At 65.4% G+C, this 19,514-nt stretch carries 20 protein-coding genes and 1 tRNA gene; 8 read left to right on the top strand and 13 right to left on the bottom strand.

Going from position 1 to position 19,514, the window contains the following annotated elements; genetic code table 11:
* Positions 1-21 precede the first annotated feature (21 nt).
* From AAFG13_RS30010 to AAFG13_RS30020, 3 genes are all read left to right on the top strand, one after another.
* Complete coding sequence (locus tag AAFG13_RS30010; RefSeq protein WP_342709057.1) at positions 22-1,572, top strand: 4-amino-4-deoxy-L-arabinose transferase; 1,551 nt, start codon at positions 22-24, stop codon at positions 1,570-1,572.
* 108 nt (positions 1,573-1,680) lie between these two features.
* Positions 1,681-1,754, top strand: a tRNA-Gly gene (locus AAFG13_RS30015).
* An 87-nt stretch (positions 1,755-1,841) separates the two neighbouring features.
* The gene (locus tag AAFG13_RS30020; RefSeq protein WP_342709058.1) at positions 1,842-2,093 is read left to right on the top strand and encodes a DUF3551 domain-containing protein; all 252 of its coding nucleotides are present in this window, start codon (positions 1,842-1,844) and stop codon (positions 2,091-2,093) included.
* Between the two features lie 409 nt (positions 2,094-2,502).
* Here the strand turns inward: AAFG13_RS30020 and AAFG13_RS30025 are convergent, their stop codons facing one another.
* Entirely contained in the window at positions 2,503-3,522 is a 1,020-nt protein-coding gene (locus tag AAFG13_RS30025) for an LLM class flavin-dependent oxidoreductase (RefSeq protein WP_212319776.1), read from the bottom strand.
* A 248-nt stretch (positions 3,523-3,770) separates the two neighbouring features.
* On the opposite strand from AAFG13_RS30025, the gene AAFG13_RS30030 reads away from it, so the two are divergent.
* The 4 genes from AAFG13_RS30030 (at position 3,771) to AAFG13_RS30045 (ending at position 7,338) form a co-directional block, all read left to right on the top strand.
* Positions 3,771-4,937, top strand: coding sequence for an NADH:flavin oxidoreductase/NADH oxidase (locus AAFG13_RS30030; RefSeq protein WP_342709059.1), 1,167 nt, complete (start codon positions 3,771-3,773; stop codon positions 4,935-4,937).
* 38 nt (positions 4,938-4,975) lie between these two features.
* On the top strand, positions 4,976-5,905 hold the full coding sequence (locus tag AAFG13_RS30035; RefSeq protein WP_342709060.1) for a dihydrodipicolinate synthase family protein: 930 nt from the start codon (positions 4,976-4,978) through the stop codon (positions 5,903-5,905).
* Between the two features lie 129 nt (positions 5,906-6,034).
* Positions 6,035-7,138: a hypothetical protein gene (locus AAFG13_RS30040; protein ID WP_342709061.1), complete on the top strand. Its 1,104-nt coding sequence runs from the start codon at positions 6,035-6,037 to the stop codon at positions 7,136-7,138.
* A gap of 5 nt (positions 7,139-7,143) precedes the next feature.
* Entirely contained in the window at positions 7,144-7,338 is a 195-nt protein-coding gene (locus tag AAFG13_RS30045; protein ID WP_342709062.1) for a hypothetical protein, read from the top strand.
* Between the two features lies 1 nt (position 7,339).
* Here AAFG13_RS30045 and AAFG13_RS30050 read toward each other — a convergent pair whose 3' ends face one another.
* The 12 genes from AAFG13_RS30050 to AAFG13_RS30105 all read right to left on the bottom strand — a co-directional run bounded on the left by AAFG13_RS30050 (position 7,340) and on the right by AAFG13_RS30105 (position 18,299).
* Positions 7,340-8,572, bottom strand: a complete 1,233-nt coding sequence (locus AAFG13_RS30050) for a DUF445 domain-containing protein (RefSeq protein WP_342709063.1) — start codon at positions 8,570-8,572, stop codon at positions 7,340-7,342.
* A gap of 30 nt (positions 8,573-8,602) precedes the next feature.
* Entirely contained in the window at positions 8,603-9,442 is an 840-nt protein-coding gene (locus tag AAFG13_RS30055) for an EcsC family protein (protein WP_342709064.1), read from the bottom strand.
* Positions 9,439-11,556 (bottom strand): heavy metal translocating P-type ATPase, encoded by a 2,118-nt coding sequence (locus tag AAFG13_RS30060; protein ID WP_342709065.1) that lies wholly within the window; start codon positions 11,554-11,556, stop codon positions 9,439-9,441. The genes AAFG13_RS30055 and AAFG13_RS30060 overlap by 4 nt, the downstream gene beginning before the upstream one ends.
* A 26-nt stretch (positions 11,557-11,582) precedes the next feature.
* Positions 11,583-12,140 carry an HMA2 domain-containing protein gene (locus tag AAFG13_RS30065; RefSeq protein WP_342709066.1) on the bottom strand — a complete coding sequence of 186 codons (558 nt, stop codon included), beginning with the start codon at positions 12,138-12,140 and terminating at the stop codon, positions 11,583-11,585.
* 138 nt (positions 12,141-12,278) lie between these two features.
* Positions 12,279-12,674 (bottom strand): DUF5132 domain-containing protein, encoded by a 396-nt coding sequence (locus AAFG13_RS30070; protein ID WP_212319793.1) that lies wholly within the window; start codon positions 12,672-12,674, stop codon positions 12,279-12,281.
* Between the two features lie 240 nt (positions 12,675-12,914).
* Positions 12,915-14,084: a cytochrome P450 gene (locus tag AAFG13_RS30075; RefSeq protein WP_342709067.1), complete on the bottom strand. Its 1,170-nt coding sequence runs from the start codon at positions 14,082-14,084 to the stop codon at positions 12,915-12,917.
* 107 nt (positions 14,085-14,191) lie between these two features.
* Positions 14,192-14,989 (bottom strand): helix-turn-helix transcriptional regulator, encoded by a 798-nt coding sequence (locus tag AAFG13_RS30080; RefSeq protein ID WP_342709069.1) that lies wholly within the window; start codon positions 14,987-14,989, stop codon positions 14,192-14,194.
* Positions 14,990-15,180: 191 nt separating this feature from the next.
* Complete coding sequence (locus AAFG13_RS30085; RefSeq protein ID WP_342709070.1) at positions 15,181-15,543, bottom strand: nuclear transport factor 2 family protein; 363 nt, start codon at positions 15,541-15,543, stop codon at positions 15,181-15,183.
* 105 nt (positions 15,544-15,648) lie between these two features.
* A complete protein-coding gene (locus AAFG13_RS30090; RefSeq protein ID WP_212319799.1) occupies positions 15,649-15,969 on the bottom strand; it encodes a cupredoxin domain-containing protein in 321 nt (106 codons plus the stop codon).
* An 11-nt stretch (positions 15,970-15,980) separates the two neighbouring features.
* Positions 15,981-16,502, bottom strand: coding sequence for a DUF4142 domain-containing protein (locus tag AAFG13_RS30095; RefSeq protein ID WP_342709071.1), 522 nt, complete (start codon positions 16,500-16,502; stop codon positions 15,981-15,983).
* Between the two features lie 94 nt (positions 16,503-16,596).
* Positions 16,597-17,286, bottom strand: a complete 690-nt coding sequence (locus tag AAFG13_RS30100; protein ID WP_212319803.1) for an RNA polymerase sigma factor — start codon at positions 17,284-17,286, stop codon at positions 16,597-16,599.
* A gap of 104 nt (positions 17,287-17,390) precedes the next feature.
* Positions 17,391-18,299: a LysR family transcriptional regulator gene (locus tag AAFG13_RS30105; protein ID WP_342709072.1), complete on the bottom strand. Its 909-nt coding sequence runs from the start codon at positions 18,297-18,299 to the stop codon at positions 17,391-17,393.
* Positions 18,300-18,405: 106 nt separating this feature from the next.
* On the opposite strand from AAFG13_RS30105, the gene AAFG13_RS30110 reads away from it, so the two are divergent.
* Complete coding sequence (locus AAFG13_RS30110) at positions 18,406-19,470, top strand: aromatic ring-hydroxylating dioxygenase subunit alpha (protein WP_342709073.1); 1,065 nt, start codon at positions 18,406-18,408, stop codon at positions 19,468-19,470.
* Positions 19,471-19,514: the final 44 nt, after the last annotated feature.

The raw sequence follows: 19,514 nt of genomic DNA on the forward strand, positions 1-19,514 counted from the left end.
GCCCGCTATCTGGTCGCCGGCATGCTGCTCCAGAAGACGATCGGCGGAACGATGACGAGCACGAGCGCCGAAGCCGCGCCCGGCAGCGCCGGCATGACCGGGCGCGCGAGCGGGCGTGTTCACCCGCTCTTCGCGCTGCTGCTGCTGGCGTTGGTGTTGCGCCTTGCGGCCGCCGTCTGGCCCAACGTGATCTATCCCGACGAGACCTATCAATATCTCGAGCCGGCGTGGCGGATGCTCGGCCATGACGGCATTTTGACATGGGAATGGCGCGACGGCATTCGCGGCTGGTTCCTGCCGACATTGATGGCCGGGCCGGTTGCCCTGGGCGACGCGATTGCGCCTGCCGGCGCAGGTGCGTTTCTGATGCCGCGTCTGAGCGCCGCATGCGCGTCGCTGTCGATCGTGGTCGGCGCCTGGTTCCTCGGCGCGCGGATCTCGCGCACCCATGCCGTCGTCGCGGCCTTCGCGGCCGCGGTCTGGTTCGAATTGATCATGCTCGCGCCACACACATTGGGCGAGCCGCTGGCGACCGCGCTCATCGTTCCGGCGGCGCTGCTGGTCACCGATCGTCCGTCACCGCGGCGTCTCGCGATCGGCGGCGCCTTGCTCGCCTTCGCCTTTGTCTGCCGCTTCCAGTTTGCGCCGGCCATTGCCGTGCTCGCGCTCGGGGCGTGCTGGACGCGCTGGCGAAACCTGGTTCCGCTGGTCGCCGGCGGGCTCGCTGCGCTGTTGATCGCTGCCGCGATCGACCTCGCGCATGGCAGCGTGCCGTTCGCCTGGCTGATCGCCAATATCAGGGAAAACCTCGTCCACGATCGCGCCATCGAATTCGGCGTGTCGCCGCCGTCGGCCTATCTCATCGACTTCCTGACCGTCTGGTCGGTGGCGATTCTGCTGCCGCTTGCTGCGATCTGGCGCGGCTGGCGGCACGCACCCCTGCTCGCGACGGCGGCGCTGGTCAACCTTGTCTTCCACAGCCTGATCGCGCACAAGGAATACCGCTTCATCTTCCTGTCGGTGGTGCTGCTCACCATCGTCGCGGCGCTGGGATCGGCCGATTGGGTCCAATGGCTGCGCACGAAGGTTGCGTGGCGCCGCTGGGCATTGCCGATCGTTCTCGGCGGCTGGGCGCTGCTGTCGGTGGCGCTGGCCGGCACCAGCGACGAGATGCGCGAGTACTGGACGCGCGGCGTCGGCGCTGCGCGGCTCGCGGCTGAGCTGCGCAGCGATCCGCAGATGTGCGGCCTTGCGCTTTACGACGTTCGCTTCCAGCAGTTGCCGGGGCGGGAACGATTGGTCGGCCCGGTGCCGCTCTATGCGCTGCAGTCCGCCGATCCGCTCGCCGAGATGATCCTGCCGCCGATGCTGCTGCGGGCAACCAAGCCGGCCTTCAATCGCATCCTTGCGCGGCCCGAGGCCGCAGGCGATCTGCCGGCGGATTTTTCTCGGCAAAGCTGCGCCCGCGTCGGCTTCAGCGATGCCTGCATCTATGCACGCGGCGGAAGCTGCGACGCATCCGCCGCCGCGCCCTTTGTGATCAATGACGTGCTTGTGAGGATGGGCTGGTAGAGGGTGGCGACGCTATGATCGGTGTCAATGCACGCTTGATCCTCTGCCTCGGCCCGGGCTATGGTCCGGCGGTCGCACCCATAAGGTCGACCTCAAGCAATTGAGATCGCGGGCGTAGTTCAATGGTAGAACGGCAGCTTCCCAAGCTGCATACGAGGGTTCGATTCCCTTCGCCCGCTCCAGCCCCAAGGTCAGCCCCAAGGCTAAATTGCGCGGGACAGTCCTGTCGGCGAGACAATGTATTTCGCGGCAATAGCGGGAGACTTGACGTGAGGTTGCTTGGAGCGCTGCTGCTCGCGCTGGGCGCGCTTTGCACGACGAAGGCGGCATCGGCACAAATGTACGATCCTCGCTATCCGGTCTGCATGCGTGTTTACGGGGAACTGGTCGGCGATCGAATGGATTGTATCTTCATGTCGATGAAGGAGTGCCAGGCCAGCGCTGCGGGGAATCCGGCAACCTGCCTGGTTAACCCTTTTTATGCACCAAGACCGGTGCATCGCGGCGGGCCCGAACGATGACCCTTCCGCTCGTATCCGCGAGCGTTCATTTGAGATCAATGTATGGAATGGTGGCTCTACGCACTGTTTGCGATTGTTGTGATCGGATGCGCATTTGTCGTTCGCGCCCGTCGCGGCAGGAATTCGAGCGAGGATCAGGAACTGAACCGGCGGATTGACGAGCATGTCGATCGCCTCGATCTCACGCGCCGCAATCGCGATCGGGATTCCTGACCTGCCTCGCGGAATGATCCCGGGATGTTACGGCGGTCTGTTCACGCAACGTCCGCGCCTAACGCACTGTACTCGACCTGTTCTTCTCACAAGGCGCAGTTATGTTTCCGTAGTTCTCCGCGTTTGAGAACGGAGTTCCGCCGGAATGCGAGAGCGGCCGGCAAGTGGCCGAGGTTGCGTCATCCTTCGGGGGTGATCAGCGCCATCCCATGGCGGGCGCGACGTGAGTCAAGATGCTCTCGATCACATGCGCGTTGTAGGCGACGCCGAGTTGATTGGGGACCGTCAGCAGCAGGGTGTCGGCCTCCGCGATCGCCTCGTCCGTCTTGAGTTGCTCGATCAGCTTCTCCGGCTCGGCGGCGTAGCCGCGGCCGAAGATCGCGCGGGTCCGCTCGTCGATGAAGCCGATCTGGTCTTCCTCCTGCCCGTTGCCGAAATAGGCGCGGTCGCGGTCGTCGACCAGTGCGAAGATGCTGCGGCTGACCGAGACCCGCGGCTCGCGGGTGTGGCCGGCCTCCTTCCATGCGGCGCGGTAGGCCCGGATCTGCGCGGCCTGCTGGATATGGAAGGCCTCTCCGGTCTCGTCGCTCTTCAGCGTCGAGCTCTGCAGGTTCATTCCGAGCTTTGCTGCCCAGACCGCGGTGGCGTTCGAACCGGCGCCCCACCAGATGCGCTCGCGCAAGCCTTCCGAGAGCGGTTCGAGCCGCAACATGCCGGGCGGATTGGGAAACATCGGCCGCGGATTCGGCTGCGCAAAACCTTGTCCGCGCAACATATCGAGGAAGATCTCGGCGTGACGGCGGCCCATGTCGGCGTCGGTCTCGCCTTCGCCGGGCTGATAGCCGAAATAGCGCCAGCCATCGATCACCTGTTCGGGCGAGCCGCGGCTGATGCCGAGTTGCAGGCGTCCCCGCGCGATCAGGTCGGCCGCGCCGGCGTCCTCGATCATGTAGAGCGGATTTTCGTAGCGCATGTCGATCACGGCGGTGCCGATTTCGATCCGGCTGGTCTTGGCGCCGACCGCCGCCAGCAGCGGGAAGGGCGAGGCCAGCTGGCGGGCGAAGTGATGGACCCGAAAATACGCGCCGTCCGCGCCGAGCTCTTCGGCGGCGACCGCGAGGTCGATCGATTGCAGCAGCACATCCGCGGCCGAGCGGGCCTGGGATTGCGGGGAGGGCGTCCAGTGCCCGAACGAAAGGAATCCGATTTTTTTCATGTCGGCAATGTAGGCATATCAGGCGCGAATTGCGATCCGTGGCGTGACCCGGCGATGACGGAAAATGTTTACCAACCGGGGAAAATTCGTGCGGCAAGTGTTGCGGGTTTTGCGGACCGCGCCGCCGTGCACGCGCTGCATGCGCGCTGGTCCTGCCGCCTGCGCCACAGTGCGGCTTGCGATCAGCTCGCGCGCCGCCTAGTTTTCGGCCACGATTTTCTCCCGCCACCACGTTCCCGCAGGACCCGATGTCGCAGCCGTTTCTGTTTCAGCCGATCACGCTTCGCGGCGTGACCTCCCGAAACCGCATCCTGATTTCACCGATGTGCCAGTATTCGGCAACCGACGGTCTCGCCAATGACTGGCACCTCGTGCATCTCGGCAAGTTCGCCCAGGGCGGCGCCGGGCTCGTGATGGTCGAGGCCGCGGCGGTCACCGCCGAGGGACGCATCACCCATGGCGATGTCGGTATCTGGAACGACGAGCAGATCGCGCCGCTCGAACGCATCGCCGCGTTCCTGAAGGACAACGGCGCGGTGCCCTCGATCCAGCTCGCGCATGCCGGCCGCAAGGCCAGCATGCAGCGCCCCTGGTACGGCAATGCCGCACTCGACGAAGCCGACCGCGCCCGCGGCGATCTGCCGTGGCGCACCGTGGCGCCGAGCGCAATCCCGATGGAGGAAGGCTGGCTGATGCCGCACGCCCTCGATGTGGCCGAGCTCGCCGCGTTGCGCGAGCAATGGCGGCGCGCCACCTTGCGCGCGGTGGAGGCCGGCTTCGAATTCGTCGAAGTGCATTGCGCGCATGGCTATCTCCTGCACGAATTCCTCTCGCCATTGTCGAACCGCCGCAGCGATGCCTATGGCGGCGACCGCGCCGGGCGGATGCGCTATCCGCTCGAGATCATCGAGACCGTGCGCGCCGCCTGGCCCGCGGAGCGGCCGCTGGCGGTGCGCATCTCCTCGGTCGATGGTGTCGAAGGCGGCCTGACGCTCGAGGATCAGATCGCATTCGCGCGCGAAGCCAAGGCGCGCGGTGTCGATCTGATCGATTGCTCGTCGGGCGGCCTGCTCGGCTCGGCAACCGCGGCGCGGATTCCGCGCGGCTATGGCTTCCAGGTGCCGTATGCGCAGGAAATCCGTCGCGCCGCCGAGGTCGCCACCATCGCGGTCGGCCTGATTCTGCATCCGCAGCAGGCGGAAGATGTCCTGGCGGGCGGCCAGGCCGATCTGGTCGCGATCGGCCGCGAGGCACTGTTCGATCCGAACTGGCCGCTGCATGCCGAGCTTGCGCTTGGCGGCGGAGGCGGCGAGGTGTTCGCGTCCTGGCCGAAGCAGTATGGTTGGTGGCTGGAGCGGCGCGAGCCGGGCCTGCGCAGGCTGGAAGGTCCGCCGCTGCCGTTCCGCAAGGCGTGACAGATCAAGCTGCGACAGATCATGAGGGAGGATTTGACATGACGATCTCGGCACAACGTCCCTATCGCGGCGTCTTCCCGGTGGCACCGACGATCTTCGACACTGGCGGCAACCTCGACCTCGACGGACAGCGGCGCTGCGTCGATTTCATGATCGACGCCGGCTCGCACGGCATCTGTATCCTCGCCAACTTCTCCGAGCAGTTCGTGCTGACCGATGCCGAGCGCGAGACCGTGATGCATGCGGTGCTCGAGCACGTCGCGGGCCGCATTCCCGTGGTCGTCACCACGACGCATTTCTCCTCGGCGGTGTGCGCCGCGCGCAGCCGCGAGGCGGAGGCCGCGGGTGCTGCGATGGTGATGATCATGCCGCCCTATCACGGCGCGACCTTTCGCGTCGGCGAGCCGGGCATCTACGAGTTTTATCGGGTGGTGTCGGATGCCATCAACATTCCGATCATGATCCAGGATGCGCCGGTCGCGGGCACGCCGCTCTCGGTGGACTTTCTGGCGCGGATGGCGAAAGAGCTCGCCAATGTCAGGTATTTCAAGATCGAGGTGCCGATGGCGGCCAACAAGCTGCGCGGCCTGATCGAGAAGGGCGGCAGCGTGATCGAGGGGCCGTGGGACGGCGAGGAGGCAATCACGCTGATGGCCGATCTCGATGCCGGCGCCACCGGTGCGATGACCGGCGGCGGCTACCCCGACGGCATCCGCCAGATCATGGATCCGTTCTTCGCCGGCCGCCGCGACGAGGCCGTGCAGGCCTATGCGCGCTGGCTGCCGCTGATCAACTACGAGAACCGCCAATGCGGGCTGCAGGCCTGCAAGGTGCTGATGCGCGAGGGCGGTGTCGTCAAGTCGGACGCGGTGCGGCACCCGTTGCAACCGCTGCATCCGGCCACGCGCGCAGGCCTGATCGAGATCGCGCGCACGCTCGATCCGGTCGTGCTGCGCTGGGGGCGCTGAGCGCGCCACCCGGCTGTTATGTTCACATAACCGTCAACAAGGGCATCTACCGTTCGCGTCGGTTAAGGGAAGCGGGGAACGTGCTCCGCGTGCACTCTGGATTGGTCGGAGCGGTCGGGCGGCAGCGGGATGATCGAAACCTTCCGGGTTGGTCGTTTTGCGATGCGCTACGGCCATTTCGTTCCGCGGCTCTACAATTACTGCCGGTCGCTCGGCTTTGAGCGGCAGCACATGCTGCCGTCGCGCGCCTTTTGCTCCGATGAGAGCCAGGGCTATCCGATCATGCTGCTGGCCCAGCATTTCGGAACCTTTCCGTTCGACCATGGACGGGTCGGCGGCAAGGTCGCGATCAACCGCCATGGGCCCTTTGCCCATCACGGCGAAGACCTGGTGCTGATCCAGGCCAGCCATGTCGGCTACGATCCCGACGACGGACGCTTCGGCGTCTATCAGCGCCACCGCACCGAAGGCTGCAGATTCGGCGATTGCTGCGGCAAGCTCTGCGGCGTGCTGCGCTGGTATGAGGACGAATACGCGCATGCCTGCCAGCAGGTGCAATGCGGCCGGCTCAATGGCGAGCCGGTGTTCCGGATCGACAATCAATATCTCGACGACAGCCGCAGCGAAGGTGTCTTTCTGTGGCTCGACCGCATGATCGAGACGCCGCTTCAGCCGCTGAGCGTGCTGGCCACGTCGAAGGTCTTTCGTGCGGGCCCAGCGATCCGCGAACGGCTCGGCGAAGCCTGCTTTCGCGAAACACCGGCGCCGATCGGCACGGCGCTGTCACCCGATCTGTTTCACTTCCGCCGTGCGCTGGCCGAAGGTCCCGAGGGCCATGACATTCTCGAGGCCGCGCTCGCGCCTGTGATGCCGGCGCTGGTGACGTCGCCGCATCCCGCATTGGATGCCGCCCGCTTCGTCACCCAGGCCGAGTTCGATCGCACCTATCGGAGCATTCTGCGTGAGCCGGCGTTTCAGGCCAAGAACGTGCTGTTCGTCTCCGGCCTGAACATCGACGTGTCGCCGCGCGAGGGATTCCCGTTTCCGTTCACCAAATTCGTTCCCTGGGCGGCCTATGCCCGCCTGCGTGACGGCCGCTCGTTCCTGCTGGAGCAGGAGCAGTTCGCCGAGACGCTGCGCCGGATGCCGGGTGAGAACCCGGATTGCCTGTCATTCGACAAGACGATCGAGCAGATGACCACGGCGCCGGAAATCCGCATTCCGATCGGCTGATGCCTATGACGACGCTCCCCGCCCTGCGTACGCACGCGCCGCCCGAACCGCGTCTCCAGCGCCTGGAATTCGCGGATCTCGGGCGCGGCTTGACCCGCCGCCACTTCATCTTCGGCTGCCTCAGCCTGGCCGCAAGCCAAATGGTGCGCCTGCTCGACAGGCTCCAGCAGTTGCCGCTGCTGCGAATTCGTTTTCCCTGACCTAAAGCCAGCGCGAGACGGAGAAGATCAGCAGGCCGACGAGCCCTCCGACGACGGTCCCGTTGATCCGGATGAATTGCAGGTCGCGTCCGACCTGCAATTCGATCCGCATGATCAGCGTTTCGGTGTCCCAGTTCTCGACCACCTTGCGGATGAAGGCCGCGATCTCCTGGCGCCGCGATGCAACGGCCCGCAATGCGGCGACGCGAAGCCAGCGGTTGATGCGATCGCGCATATCGGCATCGTCACGGACCCGTGCGGCAACCGAGATCAGCGCGGTTTCGATGGCGTCCGCGATCGCGGCCGAGGTCGCCGCGGAGTTCAGCCGCGCCTCGATGGCCTGCCACATTGCGTCGATCTGCCGGATCACCGCGGGATTGTCGAGCATCTGGTGCTTCAGTTCCTCGCCCTTGGCGAGGTAATCGGGATCGGTGGCGAGCCGGTCGATCAGACGCTCGATCTCGGCCTTGAGTTCGATCCGCCAGGGGTGGTTCGGCTCGCGCATCTCGTCGAGCGTCTGGCCGATGCCGGAGATGACGCGGTCTGCCACCATGCCATCGACCCATTTCGGCACGAACCGGTAGGAGCGTTGCGAAACCTTCTTGCGGATGGTTTCCTTGTTGCTGGCGAGCGCTACGCTCGCCGATGTGATCAGGCGCTCGACGAGGGCCTGCGCGTCACCATGCGCCCACAACAGCGCCAGCACCCGCGAGGCGAGCGGAGCCGCCGGAACCGCCGCGATCCCTTGCCGGGTCCGGCGCGTCAGAAAGGCGCTGAGGTCGGCGCTCGGCGTCGCCTGCAGGGCCTGATGGGCCGCCGAGACCGTGCGTTGTGCGGCGCTGCGGGCGTGCGACGGCCGCTCGATCCAGTGCGCCGCCCAGCCGGCGATATCGACGTCGCGGATGCGATCGCCGATCACGCGAGGCGACAGGAAGTTGTTGGCAATGAAGCGGCCCAGCGCCACCGCGATGCGCTGCTTGCTCTGCGGCACGATCGCGGTGTGCGGAATCGGGATGCCGAGCGGATGCCGAAACAGTGCGACGACGGCGAACCAGTCGGCGCAGGCGCCGATCATGCCGGCTTCGGCGAAGGCGCGCGGATAGGCCAGCCACGGCCAGTGCGGTTGCGCTATCGAGGTCGCCAGAAAAACCAGCAGCATGAACACGAGCAGGGCGGTGGCGAGCGCCCGCATGCGGCGAAGGTCGCGCAGCCTGGTGTCCTCAACCGGAAGCACGGAGCCGATGTCCAATTGCTGCCAAACGCCTCATGCCGTCACGACGCCGCGGCGTGGCGCGAGCCTCGCCGCGATCGCCGCATAATGTTGCCGAACGTCGGTGCTGCCATGGACCCGTTCCAGCCGGCGCACGGTGAAGTGCCCTTTCGCGATCTTCTGGAAATGGTCCATGAAGATGACATTGACGGTCGCGCCGAACGCTGCGCCGATGATCGGTACCGCGCCTGCCGCGGCCTTGTCCGAGACCACCAGCCCGAACCTCGAGACGATCTCGCTGACCAGATTGGAGATCACCGGGGCGGAAGCATCCACCGCGCCGCGCTCCAGGATATAGGCCGCCGCGTCGCTGGTGTATTTGCTGATCAGCGCGCGGGCGGCGTAGTAGCCGATGTCGACATTCTCATCGGTTCGTTTGGTGCCGTAGGCGAAGACTTCGAGACAGGCGAGCCTTGCCTCGATCCTGGAGAGATCCTCACCCTGGTGCCGCGCGATCTCGGCAATCGCGCGCAGCATCAATGTCGTCGTCAGCGGAAGCTCGACCGCGAGCGCACCGAAGCCGAACAGGCCGCTCACGCCTCCGGTCACCCCGGCGAGAAACGACGAGAAGGTCACCGCTGGTGATGGCGGCGGCTTCTCGTCGAGCGTGTCGACGGCAACTTCCAGCCCCTTCATGACCGCCGCGCGCACCAGCCCGCTGAGCTGGCGGTTGGCGGCCTTCGGCAGCAGGTTGAGGACGCGATTGACCGGGACGCCGGCATAGTCGGCGATCCTTGCCGCGAGGTTGGAGCTTTCGAGCGTCTTGATGGCGGCTTGTAGCGCGGCGTGATCGCCGGGAGGAAGAACTGCGAGCTGGGTGAGATCCTGGCTCATTGATAGCGCAAGATTGGCCGTATGCCGTTGAAGCTCGCCAGGATCGCCGAGCCATTGCTGATGAGCGCGGTGACCTCGGGCGTGATCAGGCCGCCGGGCAGGGCAAGGCCAAGCGCCAGCGTGTTGAGCGCGGCGACGATGGCATAGTTCTGCTTGATGAGGCTGACGGCGCCTTGCGAGATCTCGACCGCCTTGACGAGCTTCCAGAGCGAGTCTTCCATCAGGATGACGTCGGCGGATTCGTGCGTGACCTCGGCACCATGCTTCATCGCGATGCCGACGTCGGCGAAGCTGAGCGCGGGAGAATCGTTGATGCCGTCGCCGACCATCGCGACCCTGCGTCCCTGGCGTTGCAGCTGCTGGATGACATCAGCCTTGTCGGCCGGCAGCATGTCCGCGAAGTGCTCGGTGAGCCCGAGATTCTCGCAGACGGCGCGCGCCACCACCGCATTGTCGCCGGTCAGCATGATGCTGTTCTTGACGCCCAGCGCATGCAGCCGCTGGATCACCGAACGGCTCTCCTCGCGGATCTCGTCGGAGTAGGGCACGAGGCCAGCGAGCTTGCCGTCCACGGCGATGTAGAGGCTCGAATAGCCGCGCTCGTCGAGCGCTGCGCGATCGAGCGCCGAGGCGTCGACCGCGATCTCGCTCTGGCGCATGAAGCGCTGGTTGCCGACATGGACGTAGTAGCCGTTGACCTGGCCCTCGACGCCGAGGCCGAGGCGGTAGGTGGTCTCGTGGCAGGGCGGGATGTTCACCGCGAGCTGCCGGGCCCGCGTGCGCAGCGCTTCCGCGACCGGATGCTGCAGCTTGGTTTCGGCGGCCGCGGCGAGCCCGAGCAGGTGGTTCGGCGTGATCGAGTTCTGGTAGGAGATCACGTCGATGACGGCGGGCGTGCCGTGGGTGAGGGTGCCGGTCTTGTCGAACACCATGGTGTCGATCCCGGCGAGCTTCTCCATGTGGCCGCCGCTCTTGATGATCATGCCGGTGCGGGCGGCCAGCGTCATCGAGGACAGCACCGAGGTGGGCGCGGCGACGCGGATGCCGGTGCCGTAGTCGACGATGACAAGCGAGAGGAAGCGATTGAAGTCGCCCGAGACCATGGCGGTGCCGGTGGCGAGCGCCAAGGTCGGGGTCACGAGCCGGTCGGCGAAGCGTTCGGCATGGTTCTGCATGCGGGTGTCGCCGATCGGCGCGGATTCGATCAATCGCACGATCTGGCCGGCGGTGGTCGCGGTTCCGACGCGCAGCGCACGCAACGTGATCTGGCCCTCGCGGATCACCGTGGCGGCGAAGGCCGCCTCGCCCTTGCCGCGATGCACTGGCAGGCCCTCGCCGGTGATCGTCTTCTGGTCGATGGTGGCGGAGCCGTCGATGATCTCGCCGTCGACCGGGATCATCTCGCCGGGATACACCACGACGATGTCGCCGTTCTGCAGCTCGGCAGCCGGGATCGACACCACCTCGCCGTCGCGCAGCAGCCAGGCCGTCTTCGACTGGAATTCGAGCAACTCGTTGATCGCCCGCCGCGAGCCCGCAGCGGTCAGGTCGCGAATCCAGTCGCCGAGCTTGATCAGCCAGGTGACGATGCAGCCGGCCAGCGGGTTGCCCTGCAGCACCGAGGCTGTGATTGCGAGCGTGTCGAGGACGTCGATGTTCAGCCGGCTCTCGTTCGCCCACACCTTCCAGGCGCGCCTGGCGATCGGGATCGCGTTCCAGAGCATTAGCGGCATGTTGACCGCCGCGATCACCGGATTGGCGCTGAAGGCCATGAACAGCGATAGCGTCGGCAGTGCCAGCGGCGAGCGCTTGGAGACTTCCGGCACGCTGGCGCGTGGCGCGCCCGCGTCCTGCGCGGCGCTGGCGCAGAGCGCCTTGACGTCGGCCAGGCTCATGCTCCTGAAGCCGTTCAGCAGCGCGAGCAGCCGTTGCTCGTGAGCCGGATCGTATTCCAGCACGAGGCTCGCGCAGTCGTAGTTGATCCGCGCGGTCCTGATGCCGTCCTGTACCCGCAGCCACCCGAGGCAGATCTCGCCCAGCTTGCGGTTTTGCCCGAGCGCGGGAATGCTCAGACGAATGCGCCCTGGCATGGAGTGGCAGAAACTGAAGTCCATGACTTTGCGCTCTCGCCCCTGGCGGGTCAGGCCGTCGCGCCTGCCGGCTCCGCCTGCTCCGCGGCGGCCATGTTGGCCTGGATCATGTGGTTGAGGGCAAAGATCGCCAGCGTGACCCAAACCGGCGTCGCGGCATTGGCGCCGACCTCGAAGATGGTGAAGCCGGCGATGCCCGCGGCGAGCAAGATCTTCAGATCGACCACGTTTCCGGTGGCGACCTTGATCCCGTTGTCGAACTCCTTGAAGAAATCGACAACGACCCTGGCCGTATGCGAGTGTTCGGCGAGGTACTCGGCTTCCTGCTCGATCTTGGTTGCCAGCGCCTCGATCTCATTGGCCGGCGGCTTGTAGTGGCCGCCGGTGTGATGCTCCAGCCGGCCGTGAAATTCGTCGTGCCGGTCGGTGTCGTAGTGCAGCACGATACTGCCCGTCGCCGGGTTGACGATGACGTCCTCGATGCCGGGAATGACGCTGAAGGTTTGCTTGATCTGTTCGAGAAGCTCGGGGTTCTCCCTGGCCGACGGCACCTTCATGCGAATCCGGCCTGGAACCTGATGCGCAATCTGCAGCTTCATCTTGGTCATCGCATTCCTCTAACAGCGTTCCAACGCCGGCGCGGGGACGCGAATGATGCCGTTGTCGAACACGATTGCGCGCCGCGCCGGCGCCGCAAGGTCGATCATCGGCGCCTCGCCGCTTTACATCTGCCGGTCGAGGCCCGTTCAGGCCGCAGACGAAGCCCGGCCCTCAGCCGCTGCCTTGCCTTCCTGCGCCTGGTTCTCTGCCTTCACTTCCGCAACGATGTCGTTCACCTGCTCGTGGGCTTCGGCAAACATCTCGCGCGACTTCTGAGCGAACTTGTAGGTGCCACGAACGGTGGACTTGAACAGCGGATTGAGGGCGCCGGCGAGCTTCGGCAGGTACTTCGGCGCCGCGACGGCGGCAACGCCGAGTGCAAGTCCCGGGAGCAAGGCAGCCTCGAACACGGCAGCGCCGACAGCCACCACCGCGACGACCGCAACCGTCTTGTTGATGCCGCCGCCTTCGTCGGAATCCTGTTCGGGGGCGTCATGGTGGAAGGCGGTATCGTGACTGCTACCGTTGGTGTTCGGGTTCATCTGAAATCCCTTGTGACCGCACAACTGACTGCAGTTTCATCAATAACGGCGGATTGAAATGGATTCGTGACAGTTTGATTACAGCCGTCCGACCGGTTGCGGCGGCACGGTGTCGCAACGCAACAGGACAGGTATTTGCCCATCGAGGGAGCGCCCGCATGGGGCGCGGCAAGCCTCGGCGGGCGATCGTTTCATGTCTCGATGTGTCTGTGCTCGCATAGATCCGGGCGGCGCTACGTCCTACCGGTCCCACGTCACCGGCAAATCCAGCAGGCCGCGGAACGCCCAGCCGCCGATCCGGGGCGGTTTGTCCGCGATCAGGCGCAGATTGTTCAGCCTGTCGAAGATCGCTGGCAGCGCGACGTCGGCGACCATGGCGCGCGAGGCCCAGGCGCCCGCGCAGAAATGCGGACCGGCGCCGAAGGCGATGCTCTTGCTGGCGTCGCGGCGCACGTCGAATGCATCAGGCCTGTCGAAATGCTTCTCGTCGCGGTTCGCCGAGCCGAACATCAGGAACACGCGCTCGTTGGTCTCGAATGCGACGTCCCTGATCGTCCAGGGTTTTGCGATCCGCCGCGGCGACATCCCGATCGGCGAGATCCAGCGCGCATATTCCTCGAACACCTGCAGCCACGGAATCGCGCCGCTGACAGCCAGCGCCAGCTGATCCGGATGGGTCAGCAGCGCCCACACCGTGCCGGCGATCGCGTCGCGCGGCTCGTTCTGGCCCCCCGAGATTGCGAGCTTGATGTTGGCGCGCACGCTCTCCATCGGCATGTCGGTCTGCAGCAGCACGCCGAGCAGGCTGAGGTCGGGTGTCTTGCGCAGCCTGGGGACCATGTCGTCGATCGCGGCGTCGATGCCCGAGGTCGCCGCATGGCAGCGCGCCTCGATCGCGGGATCGCCGACATAATTCGCGATGCCGTCGATCATGCCCTGCGACCAGGCGTTCATGTCCTGGAAGCGCATGTTGGTGAGGCCAGTGATCGATTTCAGGCATTCGGCCGAGAACGGCAGCGCGAAGGCCTGCACGAAATCGACGACGCCGTCCGGCGTCAACTCGTCGAGGATGCGCGTCGCATGTCCAGCGAATTGTGCGGTCCAGTGCGATCTGACGGTCTTCGGCGAGACCGCCGGGAAGATCGCCTTGCGCTCGTTCATATGCGCATCGCCGTCCTTGCGCATCATGTTGTGGCCCATCAGCCTGTTCATCAGCCCCTCAGGCTGGTGCGACGAGAACACGTCGATCTGCTTCTCGGAGACGAAGATATCGTCTCGGTTGCACAGCAGCGTGCTGCCGAGCTGCGGCACGAAGGCGATCGGCGCCTCCTTGCGCATGCGCGCCAGGGTCGGATAGGGATCCTGCCAGAAGGCGGGGACGTCGATGTCGAAACGGGGAGCGGTGCTCACGACGTGATCTCAGGTTGGCCTCAGGTTTCCGAACCGAGCATAGGCTGGTGCACGCCACCGGTCTGTCCCTACCGTTGGGGACAGCGGGAGGCGGCGGCTCAGGCCCTTCAGTTCAGCTGGCGTGCCGACGCCATCAGGCGCAGTGCGATCGCGAACAGCTCGTTCTGCGAGGAGATGCCGAGCTTGTCATAGGCGCGCTTGCGATAGGTGAGGGCGGAGTGCAGCCCGATGCCGAGCTCGGCGGCGATCGCTTCCGAGCTGAGGCCCGAAAGGATGCCGAGGCACACCTCCTTCTCACGGCCGGTCAGTCTGACGAGCGGTTCGGCGGTCGCAAACAGGGTCTTCAGCCGCGCGACCGGATCGGCGTCCGCTGCCGGATCGCGCTGGAAGTGCCGCGCCACGGCTGCGGTCAACGCGGGCGCGACCGCGGCCAGGCGCGCGATCTGCTCGCGGCTGAAGCGGCCTTGCTCGGTGATCTGGTAGAAATTGACGTAGAAGCAGGTGTCGCCTGTCCAGATCGCCGAGGCGAACTTGTCGACGATGTCGGAATCGTCGAAGAAAATCTTGCGGTAGCCGTCGCTGTACATCCGGCGCCCAAAGGTCGGCAGCACGATCGGCACGGCCTGCGCCTTGCCCTCGAACACCGCGTCGCGGTTCGGGTCGGCCTGATGGAAATGTTCGGAATAGGCGATCCCGAGGTCGCGCCCGGTCGGGATGTTGCCGACATCGAGCAGGCACGCGGCGGAGCGCGGGCCTGTGAACGAGAACACCATACAGTGACCGACCCCGGCGACACGGCGCAGCGCGCCGATCAAGGCCTGCGAAAAGCTGTCGCGGCCGATCGCCAGCAGCGCCGGCGTGATGTCGCTGACGACAGAAGTCTTGAAGGCGAAATCTGCCTTCATGGTGTCCTCCCTGTGTTTCGGGAAGACTAGCAGCGACATTGCCAGTGTGGAAGCGGTTGGCGTCCTATCCTGTCCCCTCGTCATTCCGGGGCTCGCGAAGCGAGAACCCGGAATCCATCGGACCGCAAGCGCTGCGGTTGATATGGATTCCGGGCTCGACGCTACGCGTCGCCCCGGAATGACGGAGCCCATCAGGCGCCCGGCACCTGGTCGAGGAAGCCGGTGATGCTCCTGATCCGTCCTTCCTTCAACGTGGCGAAATCAGTGCCCTTGATCGGGCTGTCGACGCCGTCGGGCCCGAGGCCCCAGGAGAAGCGGACATGGTCGCCGAAGCCGTTCGGCTCGCCGATCAGCTTGAAGGTGAAATCCGGAAACTTCTGCTGCACGCCTGCGATCAGCGCGTCGACGCCGTCATGGCCGTCGCCGCTCATCATCGGATCGACATAACGCGCATCGGCGGTCCAGTTCTCGCTCAGCATCTCGCGCCGCCGGCTCGGCATCCGCTCGTTCCAGAGCTCGATATAGCGGCGGGCGATGGTCGTGTGGTCGGTCATGGTGCTCTCCTTCGATGTGCCGGACTGTGCGGCTGTCCCGACTATCGAAGGTTCGCCTGCGCCGATCGATTACCTCGGAGGTCATCGTGCAACTCATCGCGCAGGTCATGGCGCGATGGTCAGCACCGCCTTCATGTTGGGGTGGAAGCGGCAGTAATAGTCGACAGCACCGGCCTTGGTCAGAACCGACCTGGCCGTCTTCTTCGGTGCAATCGTCACGTCGAAGTCGCCGTTCTTCGCGGTGGCGGTGTGCGCCAATACGTCCTTGTTGACCCATTCGATGGTGTCGCCGACCTTGGCCGATACCTCGGCCGGCGAGATCACCAAATTCTCCATCACGATCTGGATGGTGGCTGCATGCGCCGGGACAGCCATCGCGCCGAGCGCGAGCAAAGCCAGCGTTGCGAGATAGCGTCCGGGCGACATCGCGCGCCTCCTTACTTCATGCTTGCCGCGACATGTTCGGCATGCTGCTCGTGGCCCTGGAAGATCTTCAGGCCGGTCTGCAGCAGGCTCTTCAGCTCGGGATTGCTGGCCGAGGGGATCAGCTGTGTCTCCAGCGCGGTGTTGACGGTCTTGTGGTAGGCGACCTCGTTGTCGATATAGGCCTTGTCGTAGGCTGCGCCCTTCAGCTTGCCGAGTTCGGCGAGCTTGTCGGCCGCCTGCTTCGACAGCGCCTTGCTGGTGTCGTTGTCCTCCGGCGTCACCTTCAGCTTCTTGACGAGGTCGAGCGCCTGCTTGTTCACCGCCTCATGGTCGCGTGCCATGTCCTTGGCGAACGCCTTGACGTCCTTATTGGAAGCTTTGGTCTCCGCCTGCTTGGCGGCATTGATGTCGATCACACCTGCCGTGTAGGCGATGTGCGCGATCTGCGGGTCGGTCAGCTTTGCGCCCTGGGCCAGCGCAGCGCCGGTGAGAACGCCGAGCGCGGCGACCGCAATGCTCAATCGAACGAACATGGTTTGACACTCCTGTTGAGCCGGGCGTAGCGCACGGCACGTCGTTGCTTGCACAGGAGTTGGATGGTGCTGATAGCCAGAGGTTCCCAAAAATCTATGCTGTGACGCCGAGCCGTTTCAGGACCGCCTCGGTCAATCGCTCGCAGCGCCGGCCCGCGAAGGGAAAGGCCTCCATCACGATAGGGCCGATCTTCCGCTCGACATTGTCGCGCAGCATGGTCCGGGCGCGGTGCAGGCGGGTTTTCACGGTCTCCGGCTTGAGGCCGAGGATATCAGCGGTCTCCTCGACATTCATGCCCTCGATCACACGGGTGATGAAGACGAGGCGGAACGCCTCGGGCAGCTCGTCGATCGCGTGCTCGACGACATGCCGGATTTCGCGCTGGGCCATGGATTTTTCCGGATCGTCCGCTGACGACAGCGGGAACGGGATGATTTGAGCTTCTACGGCGTCTTCCGGCAGCTCGGACCACTCCACGCTTGCGTGTTTGCTGCGCAGGCGGCCGAGCGCCTCGTTCATCGCGATCCGCGACAGCCAGGTCGAGAGGCTGGAGTCGCCGCGGAACTGGTCAAGATGGGTGAAGGCGCGCGCATAGGCGTCCTGAACCGCATCCTCGGCCTCGCTGTCATTGCGGAGGATGCCGCGTGCCAGCCGGAACAGCCGGCGATTGTTCGCCTGCATGATGGCACGGATCGCAGCCTCGTCGCGGGCGAGCGCGCGTTGCACGAGTTCGGCATCGCCGGAGCGGATCGGCGGCAGGGACGTTACATGGGCCTGGCGCATGGCGGGCTCGCCCTCACTGTTGGCGGTATATTACCATTGGATGCCGGCGGGCCGGACAGGTTCCCGAGAAAATGATGATCGGCCAAAATAGAGCCGGTCAGCGGCTACGGCCTGATGTAAGCCTCCGGATCACCGCGCGCGTGCGCTTCCATCGCATCGAGGAAGCAGCGCACCTTGGCCGGGACGAATTGCCGCGCCGGCAGCAGCGCGTGCACGTTGAGCGGCTCGCAGGCATGGTCCGGCAACAGCCGCCGCAACTGGCCGGCCGCGACCGCGGCGCGGGTGTAGCTCGCCGTGACCCGCAGCACGCCATGGCCGGCGAGCGCCGCCTGCAGGCGGACATGGGCGTTCGAACTGGTGAGGCGGGCGCGATCCACCGCGAGATGCTCGACCACACCGCCGGGAGCGGTGATCGCCCATGGCGGATCGCTGGGACCGGTCAGCAGCGGCAACTTTCTCAATTCATCCAGCGTGCGCGGCTCGCCGAACTTCTCCAATAGCGCCGGTGCCGCGAACAGGCCGCGCTCGAGGGTGAAGACGCGGCGGATCACGATGCCCGCCGATGGCAGCGGCGCCTCCAGCATCGCGAACACGATGTCGTAGTTCTCGGCGATCGGGTTGACGATGTCGTGCTCGACATCGATCCGGATCGAAAGCTCCGGATAGCGGCCCATCACGGCGCAGGCGACCGGCCCTGCGTGGTGCGCGCCGAATTCGTACGGCGCCTTGATACGCAGGGTGCCTGCGACGGCGCTAGACATCGCCAGCGCCTCACTGTGGGTGTCGTGCAGCGCGGCGAACAGCGGGCGCACCTTGCGATAGATGGTCTCGCCGGAATCGGTCAGCCGCAGGTGCCGCGTGGTCCGCTCGATCAGGCGCAGCCCGAGATTGGCCTCGAGACGCTGCACCGCAGCACTGAGGCTCGATTTGGGATGCCCGAGCACCCGCGCGGCCGCGGTGAAGCCGCCATGCTCGACAACCTCGCAAAACAGCTCCCAGTCGCGCCATTCCATGGCCGATTGTCCATCCAGCGGTACAGTGTGTCCAGCCAAATCGGATTATCCCGATGACCGGGATCACCTAACCTCATTGCAAGCAACATTGCATTGGGAGGCTGACATGGCCGATGACGGAATTTTCCTGCGCAACGCCTGGTATGTGGCGGCGCTGAACCACGAGCTGATCGACGGCAAGAAGCTGGCGCGCACCATTCTGGAGCGGCCGATCGTGATCTATCGCGGCGCCAGCGGAAAGGTGGTCGCGCTCGACGACCGTTGCTGCCATCGCGCCGCGCCGCTCTCGATGGGGCGCGTCGAGGGTGACGACATCAGGTGCATGTATCACGGCATGAAGTTCGCGGCCGACGGCAAGTGCATCCAGATCCCCGGCCAGGACGCGATCCCCGCCAAGCTCGGCGTGCGCAGCTATCCGGTGGTCGAACGCTACAACATGATCTTCATCTGGACCGGCGATGCCGAGAAGGCCGATCCGAAGCTGATCCTCGACTATCCGCCGCTCGAGGATCCCAAATGGCGCGGCCTGCCGGGCTACATGCACTACAAGGCCAACTGGCTCCTGATCGTCGACAACCTCAGCGACTTCGCGCATCTGGCCTTCGTGCACACCAACACGCTCGGCGGCTCCGAGGAATACGCCTACAAGACCAAGCCGGTGGCGATCGAGAAGCTCGATGACGGCTTCCGCGTCGAGCGTTGGCACATGGGCGCCGATGCGCCGCCCTACCACAAGAAGGTGATCTCCAACCGCGACGACAAGGTCGATCGTCGCAATATCGGCCGCATGATCGTGCCTGGCATCTTCACGCTCGACACGACGTTTGCGCCGGCGGGGCAGGGCGTGGAGAAGGGCGTTCAGGTTCCGGGCACGCGGCAATACCGCAACGCGCAGTTCATGACGCCGGAGACACGCTCCTCGACCCACTTCTTCTGGAACTACCTGCACGATTTCGACATCGACAATCCGAACATTTCGCTGTCGCTGCGGCATTCCCTCGAGGAGGCCTTCAACGAGGACAAGGATTTCATCGAGGCGCAGCAGAAGGTGCTCGACGTCGATCCGGATTATCAGCTGCTGGCGATCGGCGCCGATGCGCCGCTGACCTATTTTCGCTGGCTGTTCGCACGCAGGCTCGATGCGGAGAAGGGCACGGCGCGCGCCGCATAGCCGCCGAAGCGATGGTGTCCCCGCCTGGCTGCAAGGCGTGCCGG

The sequence above is a fragment of the Bradyrhizobium sp. B124 genome (assembly GCF_038967635.1).
In the GTDB taxonomy this organism is placed as follows: domain Bacteria; phylum Pseudomonadota; class Alphaproteobacteria; order Rhizobiales; family Xanthobacteraceae; genus Bradyrhizobium.

Bases quoted from the DNA above. Each gene is read 5' to 3' on its own strand.
- AAFG13_RS30010 (WP_342709057.1), top strand. From the start codon at position 22: ATGCTGCTCCAGAAGACGATCGGCGGAACGATGACGAGCACGAGCGCC.
- AAFG13_RS30025 (WP_212319776.1), bottom strand. From the start codon at position 3,522: ATGAAAAAAATCGGATTCCTTTCGTTCGGGCACTGGACGCCCTCCCCG.
- AAFG13_RS30030 (WP_342709059.1), top strand. From the start codon at position 3,771: ATGTCGCAGCCGTTTCTGTTTCAGCCGATCACGCTTCGCGGCGTGACC.
- AAFG13_RS30035 (WP_342709060.1), top strand. From the start codon at position 4,976: ATGACGATCTCGGCACAACGTCCCTATCGCGGCGTCTTCCCGGTGGCA.
- AAFG13_RS30040 (WP_342709061.1), top strand. From the start codon at position 6,035: ATGATCGAAACCTTCCGGGTTGGTCGTTTTGCGATGCGCTACGGCCAT.
- AAFG13_RS30045 (WP_342709062.1), top strand. From the start codon at position 7,144: ATGACGACGCTCCCCGCCCTGCGTACGCACGCGCCGCCCGAACCGCGT.
- AAFG13_RS30055 (WP_342709064.1), bottom strand. From the start codon at position 9,442: ATGAGCCAGGATCTCACCCAGCTCGCAGTTCTTCCTCCCGGCGATCAC.
- AAFG13_RS30060 (WP_342709065.1), bottom strand. From the start codon at position 11,556: ATGGACTTCAGTTTCTGCCACTCCATGCCAGGGCGCATTCGTCTGAGC.
- AAFG13_RS30065 (WP_342709066.1), bottom strand. From the start codon at position 12,140: ATGACCAAGATGAAGCTGCAGATTGCGCATCAGGTTCCAGGCCGGATT.
- AAFG13_RS30070 (WP_212319793.1), bottom strand. From the start codon at position 12,674: ATGAACCCGAACACCAACGGTAGCAGTCACGATACCGCCTTCCACCAT.
- AAFG13_RS30080 (WP_342709069.1), bottom strand. From the start codon at position 14,989: ATGAAGGCAGATTTCGCCTTCAAGACTTCTGTCGTCAGCGACATCACG.
- AAFG13_RS30085 (WP_342709070.1), bottom strand. From the start codon at position 15,543: ATGACCGACCACACGACCATCGCCCGCCGCTATATCGAGCTCTGGAAC.
- AAFG13_RS30090 (WP_212319799.1), bottom strand. From the start codon at position 15,969: ATGTCGCCCGGACGCTATCTCGCAACGCTGGCTTTGCTCGCGCTCGGC.
- AAFG13_RS30095 (WP_342709071.1), bottom strand. From the start codon at position 16,502: ATGTTCGTTCGATTGAGCATTGCGGTCGCCGCGCTCGGCGTTCTCACC.
- AAFG13_RS30100 (WP_212319803.1), bottom strand. From the start codon at position 17,286: ATGCGCCAGGCCCATGTAACGTCCCTGCCGCCGATCCGCTCCGGCGAT.
- AAFG13_RS30105 (WP_342709072.1), bottom strand. From the start codon at position 18,299: ATGGAATGGCGCGACTGGGAGCTGTTTTGCGAGGTTGTCGAGCATGGC.
- AAFG13_RS30110 (WP_342709073.1), top strand. From the start codon at position 18,406: ATGGCCGATGACGGAATTTTCCTGCGCAACGCCTGGTATGTGGCGGCG.